The sequence below is a fragment of the Aureimonas sp. CAS genome (assembly GCF_059838215.1).
The window spans coordinates 3,255,183-3,271,110 of record NZ_CM187563.1 but is presented as its reverse complement, the minus strand read 5'-3'; the positions used below and the strand labels follow the sequence as shown (position 1 = coordinate 3,271,110).

Sequence of the window (15,928 nt, the reverse complement as noted above, 5' to 3'; positions counted from 1 at the left end):
GTCAGGCGACCGGGCCCGTGGAGCGCGTGATGCGGACCGGCACGGATTTCGCCGCCGGGCAGTCGCTCTCCTTGGCGTGGTGCCAGAGCGGCACGAGCTTGTTCAGCTCCGGATAGTAGCCGCCGACATTGCCCTTGGGCAGCGGGTAGGAGTGCACGCGGAAGGCCGTGGCGCGGCGTTCGACCCCGTCATCCGCGTTGGTCTCCAGATCCACGAAGTCCTGGTCCTTGAAGCCCAGGCGCTTCATGTCGTCCTTGTTCATCAGCACGACCATGCGCGAGCCGTGAACGCCGCGAAGCCGGTCGTCATAGCCGTAGATGGTCGTGTTGAACTGGTCGTTGGAGCGCAGCGTCATCAGCGTGAAGACGTTCTCGCCCGTCAGGTCGATGTTGGTGAAGGCGTCGAACCCGTCCTCGGGCACCAGGAAGTTGGCCTTGCGGTTCGGCGTTTCCCATTCGCGATAGGCCGCCTTGATGTCGCGGCGGAAGCCGCCGGGCTGGCGGAAGCGCTGGTTGAAGTCCCGGAAGTGCTGCGGATAGCAGCGCTCGATCTCGTCGCGCACGATGGAATAGTCGCCCACCCATTCGTCCCACGGGATCGTGCTTTCGCCCGGCACCGTCGCCTTGGCGATCTCCGCGACGATGCGCGGCTCGGACAGGAGCTCGGGCGAGGCGGGCGGCCGGTAGCCGAAGGAGCCGTGGATGGTCGCGGTCGAGTCCTCGATCGAGACCCACTGGTCTCCCGTTTTCTGCGTGTCGCGCTCGGTGCGGCCGAGGCAGGGCAGGAGATAGGTGACCTTGCCCGGCAGGAGATGCGAGCGGTTCAGCTTGGTCGCGATCTCGACATGCAGGTCGAGATTGCGCCACGCCTTCTCCATGAGCTGCGTCTCGGGAATGGCGCGAACGAAATTGCCGCCGAGGCCGATGAAGCCCTTCACGGTGCCGTCGAGCACGCCCTGGCAGGCCTCGACCGTCGCCTTGCCCTTCTCGCGCGGGGCCTGGAAGCCGTAGAACTGCTCGAACTTCTCGACCGGCGCGAGCTCGGTCTTCTCGGTGATGCCGACCGTGCGCTGGCCCTGCACGTTGGAATGGCCGCGGATCGGCGAGACGCCCGCGCCCTTGCGGCCCATATTGCCGCGCATCAGGAGGAGGTTGCACAGCATCTGGACGTTCTGGACGCCGTTGCGATGCTGCGTCAGGCCCATGCCGTAATGGCCGATGACGGCCTTGGCCTTGGAATAGGTGCGTCCGACGCCTTCCAGATCGGCCCGCGAGAGGCCGGAGACGCGCTCGATCTCGTCCCAGGAGGAGGCCCGCACGAAGGCCTCGAATTCCTCGAAGCCGTGGCAGTGCTCCTCGATGAAGGCGACGTCGAGAACGCGCTCGCCGCCCTTGGCCTTGGCCTCGTCGTCGAGTTGCAGAACGGTCTTGGCGATGCCGGTCATCGCGGCGATGTCGCCGCCGCATTTGATCTGGAAATAGTCGCTCGACATCTTCGTGCCCGGGCCCGGCGAGAGCATCTCGGCCGGGTTCTGCGGGCTCTTGAAGCGCATCAGGCCGCGCTCCTGGACCGGATTGAAGGTGACGACCGGCGCGCCGCGCTTGCGCGCCTCCTGCAGTGGGTGGAGCAGGCGCGGGGCGTTGGTGCCCGTGTTGTGGCCGAAGAAGAACATCATGTCGGTGTGATCGAAATCCTCGATCGTCACCGTGCCGACGGGCGAGCCGATCGACTTCGGCAGGCCGACCGAGGTCGATTCATGGCACATGTTGGAGGAGTCGGGCAGGTTCTGGTTGCCGTAGATGCGCGCCAGAAGCTGGTACATGAAGCTCGTCTCGAGCGAACCGCGGCCCGAGAGATAGAAGATCACCGCCTTCGGATCGAACTCGCGGATCTTGCGCAGCTCCGCGCCGATCTCCGCGAAGGCGTCCTTCCAGGAGACGGGCACGTACTGGTCGAGCGTGGCGTCGTAGCGCATGGGGCTCGTCAGCCGGCCATGCTTCTCCAGCTCGTAGTCGGTCCATTCCAGAAGGTCGGTGAGCTTGTGCCGGGCGAAGAAGTCCTTGTCGGTCCGCGCTTCGGTCATCTCCCAGATCGTCGCCTTCGCGCCGTTCTCGCAGAACTCCACCGGATGGGCGTGCTCCTTGCCGGGCTTGGCCCAGGAACAGGAGACGCACATGAAGCCGTCCGCCTTGTTCTGCTTGGCGAGCGCCGCCATGAGCGCGGGCTTGGAAATCTTCTCCGCCAGGGACTTGTCGAGAAGCGACTTCATCGAACCCCAGCCGCCGGTGGGCTGGTCGTAGGGCTTGACCGTCGGCTCGGACTGAATCTCGCTGCGGCGCATGTGTCGTCACTCCTCTTCTTCTGCGGTCCCAACGCCGACACAGGGGCAAATGACGCAGGAAAGTTTCGGTTCAACGAAACGACCGCGTGACCTTCATGCTTTGCCGCTCATCGGACGATCTCGACCGACGTGCCCGTTCGAAGGAGCGGCGCCAGCCGGACCATGTCGCGGCGCGACACGGCAACGCAGCCTTCCGTCGGCTCGTAGCCGGGGCGGGCGAGGTGCAGGAAGATCGCGCTGCCGCGGGACGATCGGCGCTCGCGCACGTTCCAGTCGAGGACGAGGACGACATCGTAGAGCAGGTCCGCGCGCGCCATGCGCTCGCAACTGGCCGGAAAGGGCAGCCGGACGGGGCGGTTGTAGGCGCCGTGGCCCGGCGCGTCGCACCAGCCGTCCCTGGCCGTCGTGTTGCGGGAGGGCAGAGCCAGACGCGGCAGGGCGATCCGCCCCGGCCGGCGCCATGCGGACAGGATTTCCATCCGCGCCACCGGGCTCGCGCCGTCTCCCTCGCGCTTGAAGATCGAGGTGCCGCCCTTGCCGATGGCGCAGCGCAGACGAAGGGAACCCGCCGCGATGATTCCCTTCAAGGGGTCGGACGGCGAGCGCCGCACCGTCAGTCGATGTCTTTTTCGCAAGAGACGCCTTCGAAAGCTGGACTCCGGTGCCTATCGTTCACAGATTGTTTCCAGACGGAAGGGGACCAACGCGGTAGGACGGGCCTGCTCGTTCGAGAAACAGAAGAAAGCTAGATTACATCCATGACCGCGCGAAGCATCCTGATCGTGGACGACGACACCGATCTGCGGACGACGCTGGCCGAGCAATTGTCGCTGCATGAGGAGTTCGTCGTGCAGGAGGCGGGAAGTGCCGCCGCCGGGATCGCCGCCGCGCGCGAAGGCCGCGTCGATCTCGTCGTCATGGATGTGGGCCTGCCGGACATGGACGGGCGCGAGGCGGTCAAGATCCTCCGCAAGGCCGGCTTCGCGGCGCCGATCATCATCCTGACCGGGCACGATTCGGAGGCCGACACCGTTCTCGGCCTGGAATCCGGCGCCAACGACTACGTGACGAAGCCCTTCCGCTTCGCGGTCCTTCTGGCCCGCATCCGCGTCCAGCTGCGCCAGCACGAGCTCAGCGAGGACGCGACCTTCCAGGTCGGACCCTACACCTTCCGCCCCAGCCAGAAGGCGCTGACCGACGAGAAGGGCGGGCGCATTCGCCTGACCGAGAAGGAGACGGCGATCATCCGCTATCTCTACCGGGCCGACCGCCGCGTGGTGACGCGCGACGTGCTGCTCGAGGAGGTCTGGGGCTACAATTCGGGCGTCACCACCCATACGCTGGAGACGCATGTCTACCGACTTCGTCAGAAGATCGAGCCCGACCCCTCGAATGCCCGGTTGATCGTCACCGAGTCGGGCGGCTACAAGCTTATGCCTTGAGGGGCAGCCCGACCTGACGCCGCCCGGGGGGACGGCCAAGGTCAATTGATCCTTGCGAAGGGATTGATCCTGATACTGTGCGCGAGCGCATGACGCGTTCGCGCAACGGGGACGCGATGTCATAAGCCGATGAGCCTCGAGAGCGACATCGATATTCTGGGCGGCGTCGCTCTGTTCGCCGATCTGACGCGCGACCAGCGCCGTCTCCTGGCCTTCGGCGCCGAGCACCGGATCGTGCGCGCGGGCGAGTACCTGTACCGGGAGGAGGCGCGGGCCGACGCCGGCTTCGTTCTGGTGGCGGGCGAGATCGACCTCGTCGCCGGCGAGGGCGGGAACGCCCGGATCCTCGCCACGGTCGGCCCGGGCGCTCTGCTCGGCGAACTCGCGCTCGTCATCGAGACGCGCCGCGGCTCGAGCGCGGTGACGCGCACCGACTGCGAGGTGATCCGCATCTCGCGTCCGCTCTTCCGGCGCATGCTGCAGGAGTTTCCCGAGATCGCCGAGACGCTGCGCGAGCGCGTCGCCTCCGACCTCGTGGACCTCACCGGCGCGATCACCCGGCTGGAGAGCCGCTTCCGGGACTGAGATCGTCGAAGAAGCCGCCCAAGGCCGAAGCGAGGTCTTCGGGCGCGTCCTCGGCGACATGGTGACCGCTGTCGATCGGGCCGCCGCGAAGATCGGGCGCCCAGGGTCTCCAGACGGACAGAACGTCGCCGTAGAGCGCCTCCATATCGTCGCGCGAGGACCAGAGGCAGAGCGTCGGGCAGGCGAGCGTTCGGCCGGCGCGGCGGTCCGCCTCGTCGTCGGCGCGGTCGCGATCGAGCGAGACCCGATAGTCCCAGACCATCGTCTCCACCACGCTCTCGTCGTGGATGGCCTGGCGCAGGTCGGCATGGCTGGCCGCCCCCATCCGCGCCGCGTCGGGCGCGTACCACGCGTCCGGGTCGGCGTTGATCGCCCGCTCCGCCTTGCCGCCGGGCGCGGCGAAGAAGAACCAGTGCCACCAGGCTTCGGCGAAGCGCGCGTCGCAACGCTCCAATGCCTCCAGGATCGGAACGCAGTCGATCAGGGTCAGCCGCTCGACGAGGTCCGGCCGGTCCATCGCCAGGCGGAAGGCGGTGTAGGAGCCCCGATCGTGGCCGGCGAGGAAGAAGCGCTCGTGGCCGAGCGCCTGCATGAGCGCGGCGAGCGCCGCCGCCTTGGCGCGCTTGGTCGAGACCTCGGCGAGGTCCGCACCCTCGTGAAAGCGCGAGCGGCCGAAGCCCGGCAGGTCCGGGCAGACGATCCGGAAGCGTTTCGCCAGAAGCGGCGCCACCCGCCACCACGTGGATTGGGTGCGCGGGTGCCCGTGCAGAAGCAGGAGCGGCGGTCCTTCGCCGCCCTGCCGCAGCCGGAAGCGGACGCCGCCGGCCTCGATCTCCGAAAGCGCGAAGCCTTCGAAGAAGGGCTCAGACATCGAGCGTCGCCAGCACCGGCACGTGGTCCGACGGCCGCTCCCAGGACCGCGCCTCGCGCAGGACGCGCGCCTCGATCAGCCGCTCGCCGAGATCGGGCGAGGCCCAGATGTGGTCGAGCCGCCGGCCCCGGTCGCCCACCGTCCAGTCCTTCGAGCGGTAGCTCCACCACGTGTAGAGCTTTTCGGGGAGGGGAATGTGGCGCCGCACGAGATCGTCCCAGCCGCCCTCCTCGATGGCGGCGAGGAGCGCGTCTGTCTCCACCGGCGTGTGGGAGACGACCTTGAGGAGCTGCTTGTGGCTCCAGACGTCCTCCGCATGCGGCGCGACGTTGAGGTCGCCGACGAGGATGGCGGAGACGCCCGGCTCGGCCGCGGCGCGCATCAGGCGCATCTCGGCCAGGAACTTGAGCTTGTGGTCGAACTTCGGATTGATCGCCGGGTTGGGCTCGTCGCCCCCCGCCGGGACGTAGAGATTGTGGATGCGGATGCGCGTTCCGCCGACAGCGATGCGCGTCGAGAGGTGGCGTGCGTCGCCGACCTCGCAGAAATCCTGCCGCACGATGTCCTCGAAGGGCTGCTTCGAGAGGGTCGCCACGCCGTGATAGCCCTTCTGGCCATGGAACGCGACGTGCTCGTATCCGAGCGCCTCGAACGCCTCCTTCGGGAAGAGCTCGTTCGGGCATTTGGTCTCCTGCAGGCAGAGGACGTCCGGCCGGTGGTCGCGCAGGAAGCCTTCGACGAGCGGCAGGCGCAGGCGCACCGAATTGATGTTCCAAGTGGCGATGGTGAAGGGCAAGCGGAACTCCGGTCTGTCTGTGCGTGCCGGCTTCCTACAGCATCCGCCGCGCCCGAGGCGAAACTTTAAGGTCGGGAGATCCGGAAAGGGGGTTCACAGAGCCGTCACGATCGCCTATATCGCGCTTCACCGAGGGCCGCACGGCCCGAACGGCACGGCGCGGGGTGGAGCAGCCCGGTAGCTCGTCAGGCTCATAACCTGAAGGTCGCAGGTTCAAATCCTGCCCCCGCAACCAATCCTCAGCCCGCGGAACCAGCCCTCAAGCTTCGTTCCGGCGGGCTTTTCTTTTGCCCGGAGCCGACCGTCGAACCGTAGAGCGCCGTGCATCCGTTCGGACGCACAGAGGCCGCTCTACCTCTTTGATTTGACGCATCAGGCTTTCCGAAGATCGATTCCGATTTTCGGGCCGATGCTGTCGCATCTCGCGCGCCGGCATTCGCGCGCGATCCGGCGGCGCGTCGCGCAGGCCTCGCGCTCCGATCGACGGTTGAGCCCGTTTCCGACGACGAACATCCGATCCTTCGCCGATCACGCTTGCATTCCTCTGGTATACCATCGAAAAGCACGCGGCAGCGTGAAGCCGAAGGCATCGATGGCCGTCAATTCCCCCTCCGAGGACGCAGGTGCCTCTCCGGCCGACCGGCATCTGGGCGAGCGCGTCTACCAGCAGCTGCTCGATCTGATTCTGCGTCGCGAGCTGCCTTCGGGTTCGGTCCTGCAGGAGCGGCGGCTGGCCGAGCGTCTCGGCGTGTCGCGCACGCCCGTGCGCGAGGCGCTGGGTCGGCTGGAGCGCGAAGGGCTCGTCAGCCGCGACGCGAGCCGCGTCCTGGTCGTGCGCGGCCTGTCCACGCGCGGGGTGATCGAGGCGCTGAACGTGCGGCGGCTTCTGGAAGGCGAGGCGACGACGCTCGCGACCGGCCGCATCCCCGAGGCCGAGCTCGACGCCGTGGAGGCCGCCATCGCGCGCCTCATGGCGCAGCCTTCGCCCACCGTCGACGAGGACTGGGAGATCGACAATCTCCTCCACGGCGCGATCGCCGCCCACAGCGGCAATTCGCTGCTGGCACGGCTGATCGGCGAACTGCGTCTGAAGACGCACATGTTCAACGTCGAGCGGATCCCCGAGCGCTTCGCCGTCGGTCACAGGGAACATCTGGAGATCGTCGAGGCCCTGCGCGCGAAGGACGCGACGCGCGCCCGCGCTCTGGTCGAGACGCATATCGAGAACGTGAAGAAGAGCATCATCGCGATGCTCTCCTCCATCTGAGCGGAAACGGGAGACAGGCATGGCAGCCGAACGGATCAACGAAACCACGAAGGGCGTCTACATCATCTCGCCGACGCCCTTCGGAGAGGACGGGTCGCTCGACCTCGAATCCACCGATCGGCTGGTGGACTTCTATGTCGAGAAGGGCGTGACCGGCTTCACGATCCTCGGCATTCTGGGCGAGGCGAACAAGCTGACGCCCGACGAATCGAAGCGCTTCCTCGACCGCTACATGAAGCGGCTGAACGGCGCCAAACCGGTGATCGTGGGCGCCAGCAACCCCGGCACGGACAATCTCGTCGCCTTCTCCAAATCGGCGATGGACGCGGGCGCGGCGGGCGTGATGGTCGCCCCCATTCCGGGGCTGAAGACCGACGACCAGATCTACGCCTATTTCGAGACGGTGCTCTCGCGCCTCGACGGCATTCCCGTCTGCTATCAGGACTATCCGCAGACGACGGGCGTCTCGACTTCCGTCGCCGTGCTGCACCGCCTGATCGACGCCTTCCCGAACCTCGTCATGCTCAAGCACGAGGAATCGCCGGGGCTGACGAAGATCACGAAGATGCGCGAGCGCTCCGACAGGGGGGAGGGGCGCCGCGTCTCGATCCTCGTCGGCAATGGCGGGCTGCATCTGCCGCAGGAGCTGCGCCGGGGCGTGGACGGCGCGATGACGGGCTTCGCCTATCCGGAGATGCTGGTGGAGGTGGTGAACCGCTTCCAGGCCGGCGACGCGGAGGGCGCGGAGGACGCCTTCGACGTCTACCTTCCGTATCTGCGCCACGAGCAGCAGCTCGGCTTCGGCTTCGCGGTGCGCAAGGAGGTGCTGCGCCGGCGCGGCGCCATCGCCACCGCCCATGTCCGCCACCCCGGACCCAAACTCTCCCCGCGCGACCATCAGGAGCTCGACGAGCTTCTGGCGCGCCTCGAAACCCGTCTGAAAGGCTGATCTCATGGATCTCGGACTGACCAACAAGCGCGCCCTCGTTCTCGGAGCGACGCGCGGCCTCGGCAACGCCATCGCCCGCACCCTTCACGCGGAGGGCGCGCATGTCGTCCTCGGCGGCCGCGATCAGGCCAGGCTCGACGCCATCGCGGGCGAGCTCGGCGCCAACGCCTCGACCCTCCTGATCGACCTCGCCGACGCGGGCAGCGTCGAACGCGCGGTGGAGAGCCTCGGCGCGAAGGGCTCGACCGACATCGACATCCTCGTCGCTAATGGCGGCGGCCCGCGTCCGGGCTCGGTCCTCGACGTCTCGGCGGACGAGTGGCGCAAGAGCTTCGACACGATGATCACCTCGCTCTTCACCGTGACCGGCCATCTCGTGCCGTCGATGCGCGCGCGGGGCTGGGGCCGGATCGTCAACGTCGTCTCCTCGGGCGTCCAGCAGCCGATCCCCAATTTGGGCATGTCGAACGCGCTGCGCGCCTCGCTCGTCGGCTACGCCAAGACGCTGGCCTCCGAGGTGGCGGCCGATGGCGTGACGGTGAACAGCGTCCTGCCGGGGCGCATTGCGACCGACCGGCTGCGCCAGCTCGACGAGGGCGCCGCCACGCGCACCGGCAAGCCGCTGGAGGAGGTCGAGGCCGCGTCGAAGGGCGCCATCCCGATCCAGCGCTACGGCAGGCCCCAGGAGTTCGCCGACGTCGTCGCCTTCCTCGCCAGCGAGCGTGCCTCCTACGTCACCGGGTCGCAGATCCGGATCGACGGCGGCCTGATCGCCGGCCACTGACCCGAAGGCCGAACGGGGACCGGCCGCGAGCGGTCGGCTCCCGTTCTGGACCGCTCGCGCACCCAAGCATTCCCAGGAGAAATTCCATGTCTCTCGACGCCGAGGCGATCGAAACGCTGAAGACGGTTTCGACCGCCACCCTGACGACGGTGCTTCTGAAGAAGGGGCTGCGCAATGTCTGGATGCGCGGCACCAAGCCGCTGCGTCCGGGCCAGCCGCGCATCGTCGGCCCGGCCTTCACGCTGCGCTTCGTGCCCGCACGCGAGGATCTGGCGACGCCCGCGAGCTGGGCCTCGCCGATCTCCACCCGCGCCGCGATCGAGGCGATGCCGGAGGGCGTCGTCGCGGTGGCCGACGCCATGGGCGTCCTCAATGCCGGCATCTTCGGCGACATCCTGTGCGCGCGCATGGTGAAGCGCAACGTCGCGGCCCTCGTCACGGACGGCGTCGTGCGCGACGCCGAAGGCGTGCTCGGCTCCGGCCTGCCGGTCTGGTGCGACGGCGTCGCCGCGCCGCCCTCGGTGGCCGGCCTCACCTTCGTCGGCTGGCAGGAGCCGATCGCCTGCGGCGGCGTGGCGGTGTTCCCGGGCGACATCGTCGTGGTCGATCAGGACGGCGCGGTGCTGATCCCGGCGGCCTATCTCGACGAGGTGCTGGCCGAGGCGCCCGAGCAGGAGCGCATGGAGGCCTGGATCATGACGGAGGTCGAGCGCGGCGTTCCCCTGCCGGGTCTCTATCCGATGAACGAGGAGACGAAGGCCCGCTACGCCGCCTTCAAGGCCGGCCAGCCGCGCTGAGCTTGGCGGGAACGCGCGACGGGCGGGATGCACCGGCGTCTCGCCCCCGCCGTCCGAGCCTTTGCGGGGGAGGCGCATGTCTGCGGGGGCGGCCGATCAGTCCGCCGGGTGCTCGCGAAGAAAGGCCCTCACGACCGAGGCGGCGTTCCCGGACGCCAAGCCCATGAAGGTCGCCATCTCGTTCGGGGCTCCGCCGTCCCCGCCGGCCAGGTCCGACAGGCTGCGGAACGCGATGAAGGGGACGGAATTGACCGCCGCCACCTGCGCGACGGCCGCACTCTCCATGTCGAGAACGTTGGCTTCGAACGCGGCGAAGACGTGTTCGCGGAAGGCCGCGTTGTCCATGAAGAAGGAGCCGGACACGCCGTTGCCGCCGACCAGGATCTTCGGGTCCTCGAGGCACTGGCCGTCGCCCGTGCAGCGTTCGAGTTCGGCGGAGGAGGCGACCCGGCGGGCCGTTTCGAGCATCCCGGGGTCCACGTCGAACCAGAAGCGCTTCTCCGGCTCCCCGTCCGCGTTCGGCAGGCCGACCTCCCGGGTGAAGATCATGCCGAAATTGGGAAAGGGCGCCGCCTGTAGGAAGCCGGGCACCTCGAAGGTCCCGTCTTCCGTCTCGCGCGCGAGCACCCCCTCCAGATACTGACCCCAGCGCTCCGGCACGACGACGTCGCCGATCGACAGGGCGGGATCGACGCCGCCCGCGATCCCGGAGAACACGATGCCCTCGACGGCGAAATGGTCGATCGCCATCTGCGTCGTCATCGCGGCGTTGACCATCGAGACGCCGGACAGGAAGAGAACGACGTCGCGGCCCTCCATCGTCCCCGAGAGGAACCGCACCTCGCCGACCCGATGCTCCTGCCCGTCGCTCAGCGCCTCCTGAAGCGCGATCCATTCGGGCTCGAAGGCCGACATGACGGCGATGCGGGGCGTCTCGTCGAAGAGCTGGGCACAGGCCCGGCCCGGCACCGCGACCGCACCGACCGCGAGCACGAGAGCCAACAGCACCTGGCTTGGCGGTCCTTCGGATACGCCGGGGTGGCCTGCGGTCGTAAACGTCATCGAACCTCCTGCTCAGTCGAGGGGAACATGTGTCGGAGCGAAGGTGGATGCGCTCTTCACGCCCGTCACAGCGCCGGCCATCGCGCGCGCGTCCCCGACCGCGCCTTTCAGCCAGCACTGCGTCTTCGGCCGGACGAAGGTGAAAGCGGCGCAGGTTGCTTCGTTGACGCACGCCATGCGGCACTGGAACTCCGTCTCGGCACCGAGGAGAGGACGTGGCGACAGGTCGTAGCCGGGAATGTCACGATCACGGTAGAGGGCAGTGTTCGGGTCTATCGTGCCGAAGCTGTAGGGCGGGGCGTCTGGATCGAGCGGTCTCAGCAGGCGCCCGGAGATCGCCGCCGAGTTCCCGTCGAGGTCGCCTTGCCCGTCCTTCAGGAAGCAGTTCGGGCCTCGGTCCATTGGCGTCATGGTGTTGAAAGTGAAGGCCCTGCATTGGCCGTGCGCCAGACATTGCGCCGCACAGCTGGGGCCGTCCGCGACCGAACGCATGTCGATGTCTCGCCCGAGAAAGTCGAGACCATCGTAGAGCGCGAGGCGGTTCGGCCTCTGCGGATCGCGCGGCGCGGAGCTTGTGACGCTGGGCGCTTTGGAAAGCGTGCGGGGCGGCGGTTCCACCAAGTCTTGGCCCGCGATCGGTGACGAACTCTGCGGACCATCGATCGTCGTGACGCGATATTCGATCATCTCGGCGCTGGTCAGATAGCGCATGTCGCCGCTGTCGATCGTCAGGCTCAACTGCATCAGCTTCGGATCGGCACCCATCTCCGTGATGTAGGCCATTGTGTTGGCCACGCCGAGTTGGATGCTGGCGACAGCGGTCTCGGTGTCCAAACCCTCGACGGCACTGAAGGATGACCGGTGGACGCCGATCGCGCCGGATTCCGCATACCGTTCGGCGCCGCCGAGGAAGGCGAGGGCGCAGGCCGACGAGCATTCGAACGCCCGCAGCTGGATCGTCGACAGATCGAGAAGGCGGATCGCGCGGCCGTACCGCATGGCCGCGTCAACGTTGCCGCCACCCGAATTGAAAGTAACAGTGGTCGCGCCTGTCGATTGGACGAAGGCGACGAGATCGCGTGCGTCGTCCTCGAAGGCGAACTCCCCGCTGATCGTCACGACCGACGACCCGTCATCGAGCTCAAAGGAGTCGAGTGAAACCGCACTCGCAACGGTTGGGGCAAGAAGGGCCGCAGCGGCGGCGATCGGGAACCAGTATCTCATATTCGCGCCCAGACGGCCGGACGTGCCGCAAAGTCATCATTCCACGTAGCCGAGACGCTCGCCATCGGATTCTCAAGAGACGCATCCGGAGCCGCCTGAGCTTGCGGACATGGGTTTGAGGATTGCGCGCGGCCGTACCGGGCGGTACTGCATCGTCCATTCATAGGGAGGGACGCATGGGTTTCGTCGGTTCTGTCTCCGCCTTCGTCGGGCGGACCTTCGCCATCTGGGTGATCGCTTTCGCGGTCCTCGGCTTCGTCGCGCCGCCGGTCTTCACCCCGATCGCGCCCTACATCGTGACGCTGCTCGGCGTGATCATGTTCGGCATGGGGCTGACCCTCTCCCTCGAGGACTTCGCCGAAGTCGGCAAGCGTCCCTTCGACGTCGCCGTCGGCGTCTTCGGGCAGTTTCTCATCATGCCGCTCGTCGCGGTTCTTCTGACGCTCGTCATCCCGATGCCGCCCGAGGTCGCGGCCGGCGTGATCCTGGTCGGCTGCTGCCCGGGCGGCACGTCGAGCAACGTCATGACCTATCTCAGCAAGGGAGACGTGGCCCTCAGCGTCGCCTGCACGAGCGTCACCACGCTCCTCGCCCCGTTCGTCACCCCGTTCCTCGTCTGGCTCTTCGCCAGCCAGTTCCTCCCGGTCGACGCGTCGAGCATGTTCGTCAGCATCGTGAAGGTGATTCTCGTGCCGCTCGCCCTCGGCTTCGCGCTCCAGAAGCTTCTTCCGGGCCTCGTGCGGATCGCAATCCCCGCGCTGCCGCTCGTCAGCGTCACCGGCATCGTCCTGATCGTCGCCGCCGTGGTCGCGGTCAACCAGGCCGCCATCGCGACCTCCGGCCTGATGATCTTCGCGGTCGTCGTCCTGCACAACGGCATCGGGTTCCTGATCGGCTTCGCCGCGGCCTATGCGAGCGGGCTTTCGCTCGCCAAGCGCAAGGCCATCAGCATCGAGGTGGGAATGCAGAACAGCGGGCTCGGTGCGGCGCTCGCCAGCGCGCATTTCTCGCCGCTCGCCGCGGTCCCGAGCGCGATCTTCAGCGTCTGGCACAATATCAGCGGCGCCATGCTGGCGAGCGTCTTTGCCCGCATGAAGGATCGCGGCGCGAGAGCGGCGGACCGGCGGCTTTCAAGCTAGGGTTCGCGTGAGGGGAGGGGTGCCGGAGGCCGGGATCAGCTTCCGGGCGGCCTGATGTCCTGTCGGTGTGGGTCAGTGGCATTTGGGCTTGGGACGTGACCTGTAGGCCCTGAAACGCGGAGCGTGCGCCGCGGGAAAAGCGCGTGCTCCAACGATGTATTGTTCTGCGGCTCACGCTGTTGAACAGTCAACTCGACTCCGGACGGTTTGGCTCCACTCACCTCTTTAAAGCTTCTGGTGCCGTCGAGTGTTTTGGTCATTGCGTCATCACCGACGCTGTGACGCCACGGTCCAATTCTTCGACGATCGCGGCGCCGTTTATTGACTGTTTCATCTTGGCACGAAACGCGACCTTGAGCTGAAATGCTTCTAGGCGACGTAGATGAGTGCCGGCAGGAGATAGCGCTTTGCTGAGGGCCCGCAATGTAGGCTTTCGATAGATCAAGGCGTGGCCGTAAGGGGATGGAATCGCCCTCTACAACCTCTCCCCGGAGCAGATTCTGGGATTGAGTGCGTCCTTCTGCAGTGCGGAGGCACCGGAACGCACCCTCACCTGCCGAGCATTCAGACAAGACGGTAAATCGAGGAGTCGCAGGTGGGACTTTGCGACTGAAGGAAAGTCATCGCGCTGAACGTAAAGAGCCCCTCCCGTTCCGCCCTACGCCGAGAGCCGTGTGTGGAGCGCGATAAGGGGGGTTCGCGGGCGGTTGGCATTGCCTCGGCTCGATCTTGTTGAGCGGTTGTCGTCACCGTTGAGTAGATTTATACGACGTATAAATGATTCTGGAGTGACGGATGACCACCGGGCACGTTTTCATTGCAACAAGCCTAGATGGCTTCATTGCCCGCTCGGACGGCGGGCTGGATTGGCTTCAGCAGGCAAATGCCACAGGTGAGGATCACGGCTACGACACCTTCGTCTCTCGCATCGACGGTCTGTTCATGGGACGCGCGACATTCGACGTCTCGCTCGGCTTCGAACCATGGCCGTATGACAAGCCGATCATTGTCCTGAGCTCCAAACTCCAGGATGCGGACATCCCTGGTCACCTCGCGGGTCAGGTTTCGATTGCGCGAAATGTACCGGAGGCGCGCGAGGAAGCCGCTCGTCGGGGTTGGAAACGCGCATATGTCGACGGTGGCGCGACGATCCGGTCCTTCCTGCGAGTCGGTGCTATCGAGGACATGGTAATCACGCGGATTCCGGTCCTTCTTGGGACTGGCCTGCCGCTCTTCGGCCCAGTGGACGCCGATATCAGGCTCGATCATGTGGAGACACGCAGCTTTCCCTCCGGTCTGGTGCAGTCACGCTACGAGGTCGTCCGATGACGCGGGGGCGCGGACGTCCAAAGAAGGAGGCGTCTCCCCTGAGCCGTGAGGCCATCCTCTCTGTCGCACAGGCGCGTCTTAGCAATCCTCAGTCGCAGGCCCTCTCACTTCGTGTTCTGGCGCGTGACCTCGGCGTGACACCGATGGCGCTTTACTCCCATGTCGAGGGTGTCGACGACGTCTTGCTTGGCCTTGCCGAGCGCTGGTTCGAAGACGTGCCAAGCAAGGGTGCGACAGCGGATGCCGAAGCTCTACGTCACCATCTGACTTGGTACTGCGAACGTATTTTGGCTCACGCTGGCCTGACCCTGGCGCTCGTGTCTAGGACGGGCGACCTGCCTCGACCACATGAGGCATGGACCCGACAACTCAAACTCATCGTGGCTGCGGTTGGACTGCGGCAGGAATGGTCGGATATTCTCGTCGACCACTTGCACGGCTTCACGCTCTCGCACGTAGCCGGAGTCGGAAATCCCGAGCATTCGGTTGCCGAGTATCAGCGTCAGCTCGCGGTTCTGTTGCGGACGGTTATGCCGGCACTACCGGCGGCCGACGGCTAGGTCCGCCACCCAGTTCGCCACCATCAGGCCTGCGAGCCGATCTTGGTGATGTCGAAGATGCCGGTGAGCGCGGCCTCGGCGGTTTCGCCGAAAGCGGCTGAGCCACATCACGGCCCGCATTCTTTGAGCCGATTGACAAGGTGACGCCAGATTGGGAACTGCGGAAGTAGAGGTTGGAACGGGCTATGGCCTGAGAGCTCCGATCCCGGTCGCGGCGGAGGCAGACGCGACCTCAATCCAAGCAATTTCAGCGCCGGGATTTCATTGCTTCGACAAGCTCTTATGGGGATTCCACCAAATCCGCGCAGTCACGAGGTCCGGAGAATTTCGGCCCTGAGGGCCACTCCTGGGTCTGATGGCGCCGAAGGCAGTGCTCAGCACCTTTCGTTAACCCGCAAAAACAACAGAAAACCCGGCCGCAGCTGGATCGGGAGAACGTTTACGCGAGGACAAATGGCGGAGGGAGGGGGATTCGAACCCCCGATACGGTTTCCCGTATACACACTTTCCAGGCGTGCGCCTTCAACCACTCGGCCACCCCTCCGTCCGTTCGAACGGATGCTTCGTGGGCCGGTCGGCGCTCAACGAAGCTTCCGCCCTCGAACGGCGCGGACTATAGCCATAACGATTGCCCGATCAAGCCCTTGTCGCATGTCTTTCAAAGGGCCGTCCGAGGCGTCCCGCACCGGCTCGCGATGTCACGCCGAACGCGAAGACGACAGGGCGGCGAGAGCGCTCCGGGGCGGATGAAACGAGCCGTTCGCCCTATCTTCCTCCAAGGG

Annotated in this window: 16 protein-coding genes and 2 tRNA genes; 10 read left to right on the top strand and 8 right to left on the bottom strand. The window is 66.4% G+C overall.

Translation table 11 applies throughout. The features are described 5' to 3' along the window. Window position 1: 1 nt before the first annotated feature. Window positions 2-2,341, bottom strand: a complete 2,340-nt coding sequence (locus tag AC6R2M_RS15770) for an FdhF/YdeP family oxidoreductase (RefSeq protein WP_500483765.1) — start codon at window positions 2,339-2,341, stop codon at window positions 2-4. Window positions 2,342-2,448: 107 nt separating this feature from the next. Next, entirely contained in the window at window positions 2,449-2,952 is a 504-nt protein-coding gene (locus tag AC6R2M_RS15765) for a L,D-transpeptidase family protein (RefSeq protein WP_500483763.1), read from the bottom strand. A gap of 147 nt (window positions 2,953-3,099) precedes the next feature. On the opposite strand from AC6R2M_RS15765, the gene AC6R2M_RS15760 reads away from it, so the two are divergent. Both AC6R2M_RS15760 and AC6R2M_RS15755 read left to right on the top strand, forming a co-directional pair. Continuing rightward, window positions 3,100-3,783, top strand: a complete 684-nt coding sequence (locus tag AC6R2M_RS15760) for a response regulator transcription factor (RefSeq protein WP_500483761.1) — start codon at window positions 3,100-3,102, stop codon at window positions 3,781-3,783. Window positions 3,784-3,912: 129 nt separating this feature from the next. Continuing rightward, on the top strand, window positions 3,913-4,368 hold the full coding sequence (locus AC6R2M_RS15755) for a cyclic nucleotide-binding domain-containing protein (protein ID WP_500483759.1): 456 nt from the start codon (window positions 3,913-3,915) through the stop codon (window positions 4,366-4,368). Here AC6R2M_RS15755 and AC6R2M_RS15750 read toward each other — a convergent pair. Beyond that, window positions 4,337-5,239 (bottom strand): alpha/beta fold hydrolase, encoded by a 903-nt coding sequence (locus AC6R2M_RS15750; RefSeq protein ID WP_500483757.1) that lies wholly within the window; start codon window positions 5,237-5,239, stop codon window positions 4,337-4,339. The two genes, AC6R2M_RS15755 and AC6R2M_RS15750, sit on opposite strands and share 32 nt — an antisense overlap. Beyond that, window positions 5,232-6,035, bottom strand: a complete 804-nt coding sequence (locus AC6R2M_RS15745) for an exodeoxyribonuclease III (RefSeq protein WP_500483755.1) — start codon at window positions 6,033-6,035, stop codon at window positions 5,232-5,234. Before AC6R2M_RS15745 ends, AC6R2M_RS15750 begins: the two co-directional genes overlap by 8 nt. Before the next feature lie 158 nt (window positions 6,036-6,193). On the opposite strand from AC6R2M_RS15745, the gene AC6R2M_RS15740 reads away from it, so the two are divergent. Beyond that, window positions 6,194-6,270: transfer RNA gene (locus AC6R2M_RS15740), tRNA-Met, on the top strand. Window positions 6,271-6,407: 137 nt separating this feature from the next. On the opposite strand, the gene AC6R2M_RS15735 is transcribed toward AC6R2M_RS15740, so the two are convergent. After that, window positions 6,408-6,548, bottom strand: a complete 141-nt coding sequence (locus AC6R2M_RS15735) for a hypothetical protein (protein WP_500483753.1) — start codon at window positions 6,546-6,548, stop codon at window positions 6,408-6,410. A 79-nt stretch (window positions 6,549-6,627) separates the two neighbouring features. On the opposite strand from AC6R2M_RS15735, the gene AC6R2M_RS15730 reads away from it, so the two are divergent. The 4 genes from AC6R2M_RS15730 (at window position 6,628) to AC6R2M_RS15715 (ending at window position 9,832) form a co-directional block, all read left to right on the top strand. Continuing rightward, window positions 6,628-7,302 (top strand): GntR family transcriptional regulator, encoded by a 675-nt coding sequence (locus tag AC6R2M_RS15730; RefSeq protein ID WP_500483751.1) that lies wholly within the window; start codon window positions 6,628-6,630, stop codon window positions 7,300-7,302. Between the two features lie 19 nt (window positions 7,303-7,321). Continuing rightward, complete coding sequence (locus AC6R2M_RS15725) at window positions 7,322-8,251, top strand: dihydrodipicolinate synthase family protein (protein ID WP_500483749.1); 930 nt, start codon at window positions 7,322-7,324, stop codon at window positions 8,249-8,251. 4 nt (window positions 8,252-8,255) lie between these two features. Then, entirely contained in the window at window positions 8,256-9,035 is a 780-nt protein-coding gene (locus AC6R2M_RS15720) for an SDR family oxidoreductase (protein ID WP_500483747.1), read from the top strand. 86 nt (window positions 9,036-9,121) lie between these two features. Next, window positions 9,122-9,832, top strand: coding sequence for a ribonuclease activity regulator RraA (locus AC6R2M_RS15715; protein WP_500483745.1), 711 nt, complete (start codon window positions 9,122-9,124; stop codon window positions 9,830-9,832). A gap of 96 nt (window positions 9,833-9,928) precedes the next feature. Here AC6R2M_RS15715 and AC6R2M_RS15710 read toward each other — a convergent pair whose 3' ends face one another. After that, a complete protein-coding gene (locus tag AC6R2M_RS15710; RefSeq protein WP_500483743.1) occupies window positions 9,929-10,840 on the bottom strand; it encodes a 5'-methylthioadenosine/S-adenosylhomocysteine nucleosidase in 912 nt (303 codons plus the stop codon). Window positions 10,841-10,906: 66 nt separating this feature from the next. After that, window positions 10,907-12,118: a PAN domain-containing protein gene (locus AC6R2M_RS15705; protein ID WP_500483741.1), complete on the bottom strand. Its 1,212-nt coding sequence runs from the start codon at window positions 12,116-12,118 to the stop codon at window positions 10,907-10,909. 176 nt (window positions 12,119-12,294) lie between these two features. On the opposite strand from AC6R2M_RS15705, the gene AC6R2M_RS15700 reads away from it, so the two are divergent. The 3 genes from AC6R2M_RS15700 (at window position 12,295) to AC6R2M_RS15690 (ending at window position 15,146) form a co-directional block, all read left to right on the top strand. Continuing rightward, entirely contained in the window at window positions 12,295-13,257 is a 963-nt protein-coding gene (locus AC6R2M_RS15700) for a bile acid:sodium symporter family protein (protein WP_500483739.1), read from the top strand. 795 nt (window positions 13,258-14,052) lie between these two features. Beyond that, window positions 14,053-14,586, top strand: a complete 534-nt coding sequence (locus AC6R2M_RS15695; protein ID WP_500483737.1) for a dihydrofolate reductase family protein — start codon at window positions 14,053-14,055, stop codon at window positions 14,584-14,586. Next, window positions 14,583-15,146 (top strand): TetR/AcrR family transcriptional regulator, encoded by a 564-nt coding sequence (locus tag AC6R2M_RS15690; protein WP_500483735.1) that lies wholly within the window; start codon window positions 14,583-14,585, stop codon window positions 15,144-15,146. Before AC6R2M_RS15695 ends, AC6R2M_RS15690 begins: the two co-directional genes overlap by 4 nt. 454 nt (window positions 15,147-15,600) lie before the next feature. On the opposite strand, the gene AC6R2M_RS15685 is transcribed toward AC6R2M_RS15690, so the two are convergent. Continuing rightward, a tRNA-Ser gene (locus AC6R2M_RS15685) sits at window positions 15,601-15,690 on the bottom strand. Between the last annotated feature and the right edge of the window lie 238 nt (window positions 15,691-15,928).

Bases quoted from the DNA above. Each gene is read 5' to 3' on its own strand.
- AC6R2M_RS15705 (WP_500483741.1), bottom strand. From the start codon at position 12,118: ATGAGATACTGGTTCCCGATCGCCGCCGCTGCGGCCCTTCTTGCCCCA.
- AC6R2M_RS15715 (WP_500483745.1), top strand. From the start codon at position 9,122: ATGTCTCTCGACGCCGAGGCGATCGAAACGCTGAAGACGGTTTCGACC.
- AC6R2M_RS15695 (WP_500483737.1), top strand. From the start codon at position 14,053: ATGACCACCGGGCACGTTTTCATTGCAACAAGCCTAGATGGCTTCATT.
- AC6R2M_RS15760 (WP_500483761.1), top strand. From the start codon at position 3,100: ATGACCGCGCGAAGCATCCTGATCGTGGACGACGACACCGATCTGCGG.
- AC6R2M_RS15730 (WP_500483751.1), top strand. From the start codon at position 6,628: ATGGCCGTCAATTCCCCCTCCGAGGACGCAGGTGCCTCTCCGGCCGAC.
- AC6R2M_RS15735 (WP_500483753.1), bottom strand. From the start codon at position 6,548: ATGTTCGTCGTCGGAAACGGGCTCAACCGTCGATCGGAGCGCGAGGCC.
- AC6R2M_RS15720 (WP_500483747.1), top strand. From the start codon at position 8,256: ATGGATCTCGGACTGACCAACAAGCGCGCCCTCGTTCTCGGAGCGACG.
- AC6R2M_RS15750 (WP_500483757.1), bottom strand. From the start codon at position 5,239: ATGTCTGAGCCCTTCTTCGAAGGCTTCGCGCTTTCGGAGATCGAGGCC.
- AC6R2M_RS15690 (WP_500483735.1), top strand. From the start codon at position 14,583: ATGACGCGGGGGCGCGGACGTCCAAAGAAGGAGGCGTCTCCCCTGAGC.
- AC6R2M_RS15700 (WP_500483739.1), top strand. From the start codon at position 12,295: ATGGGTTTCGTCGGTTCTGTCTCCGCCTTCGTCGGGCGGACCTTCGCC.
- AC6R2M_RS15755 (WP_500483759.1), top strand. From the start codon at position 3,913: ATGAGCCTCGAGAGCGACATCGATATTCTGGGCGGCGTCGCTCTGTTC.
- AC6R2M_RS15770 (WP_500483765.1), bottom strand. From the start codon at position 2,341: ATGCGCCGCAGCGAGATTCAGTCCGAGCCGACGGTCAAGCCCTACGAC.
- AC6R2M_RS15725 (WP_500483749.1), top strand. From the start codon at position 7,322: ATGGCAGCCGAACGGATCAACGAAACCACGAAGGGCGTCTACATCATC.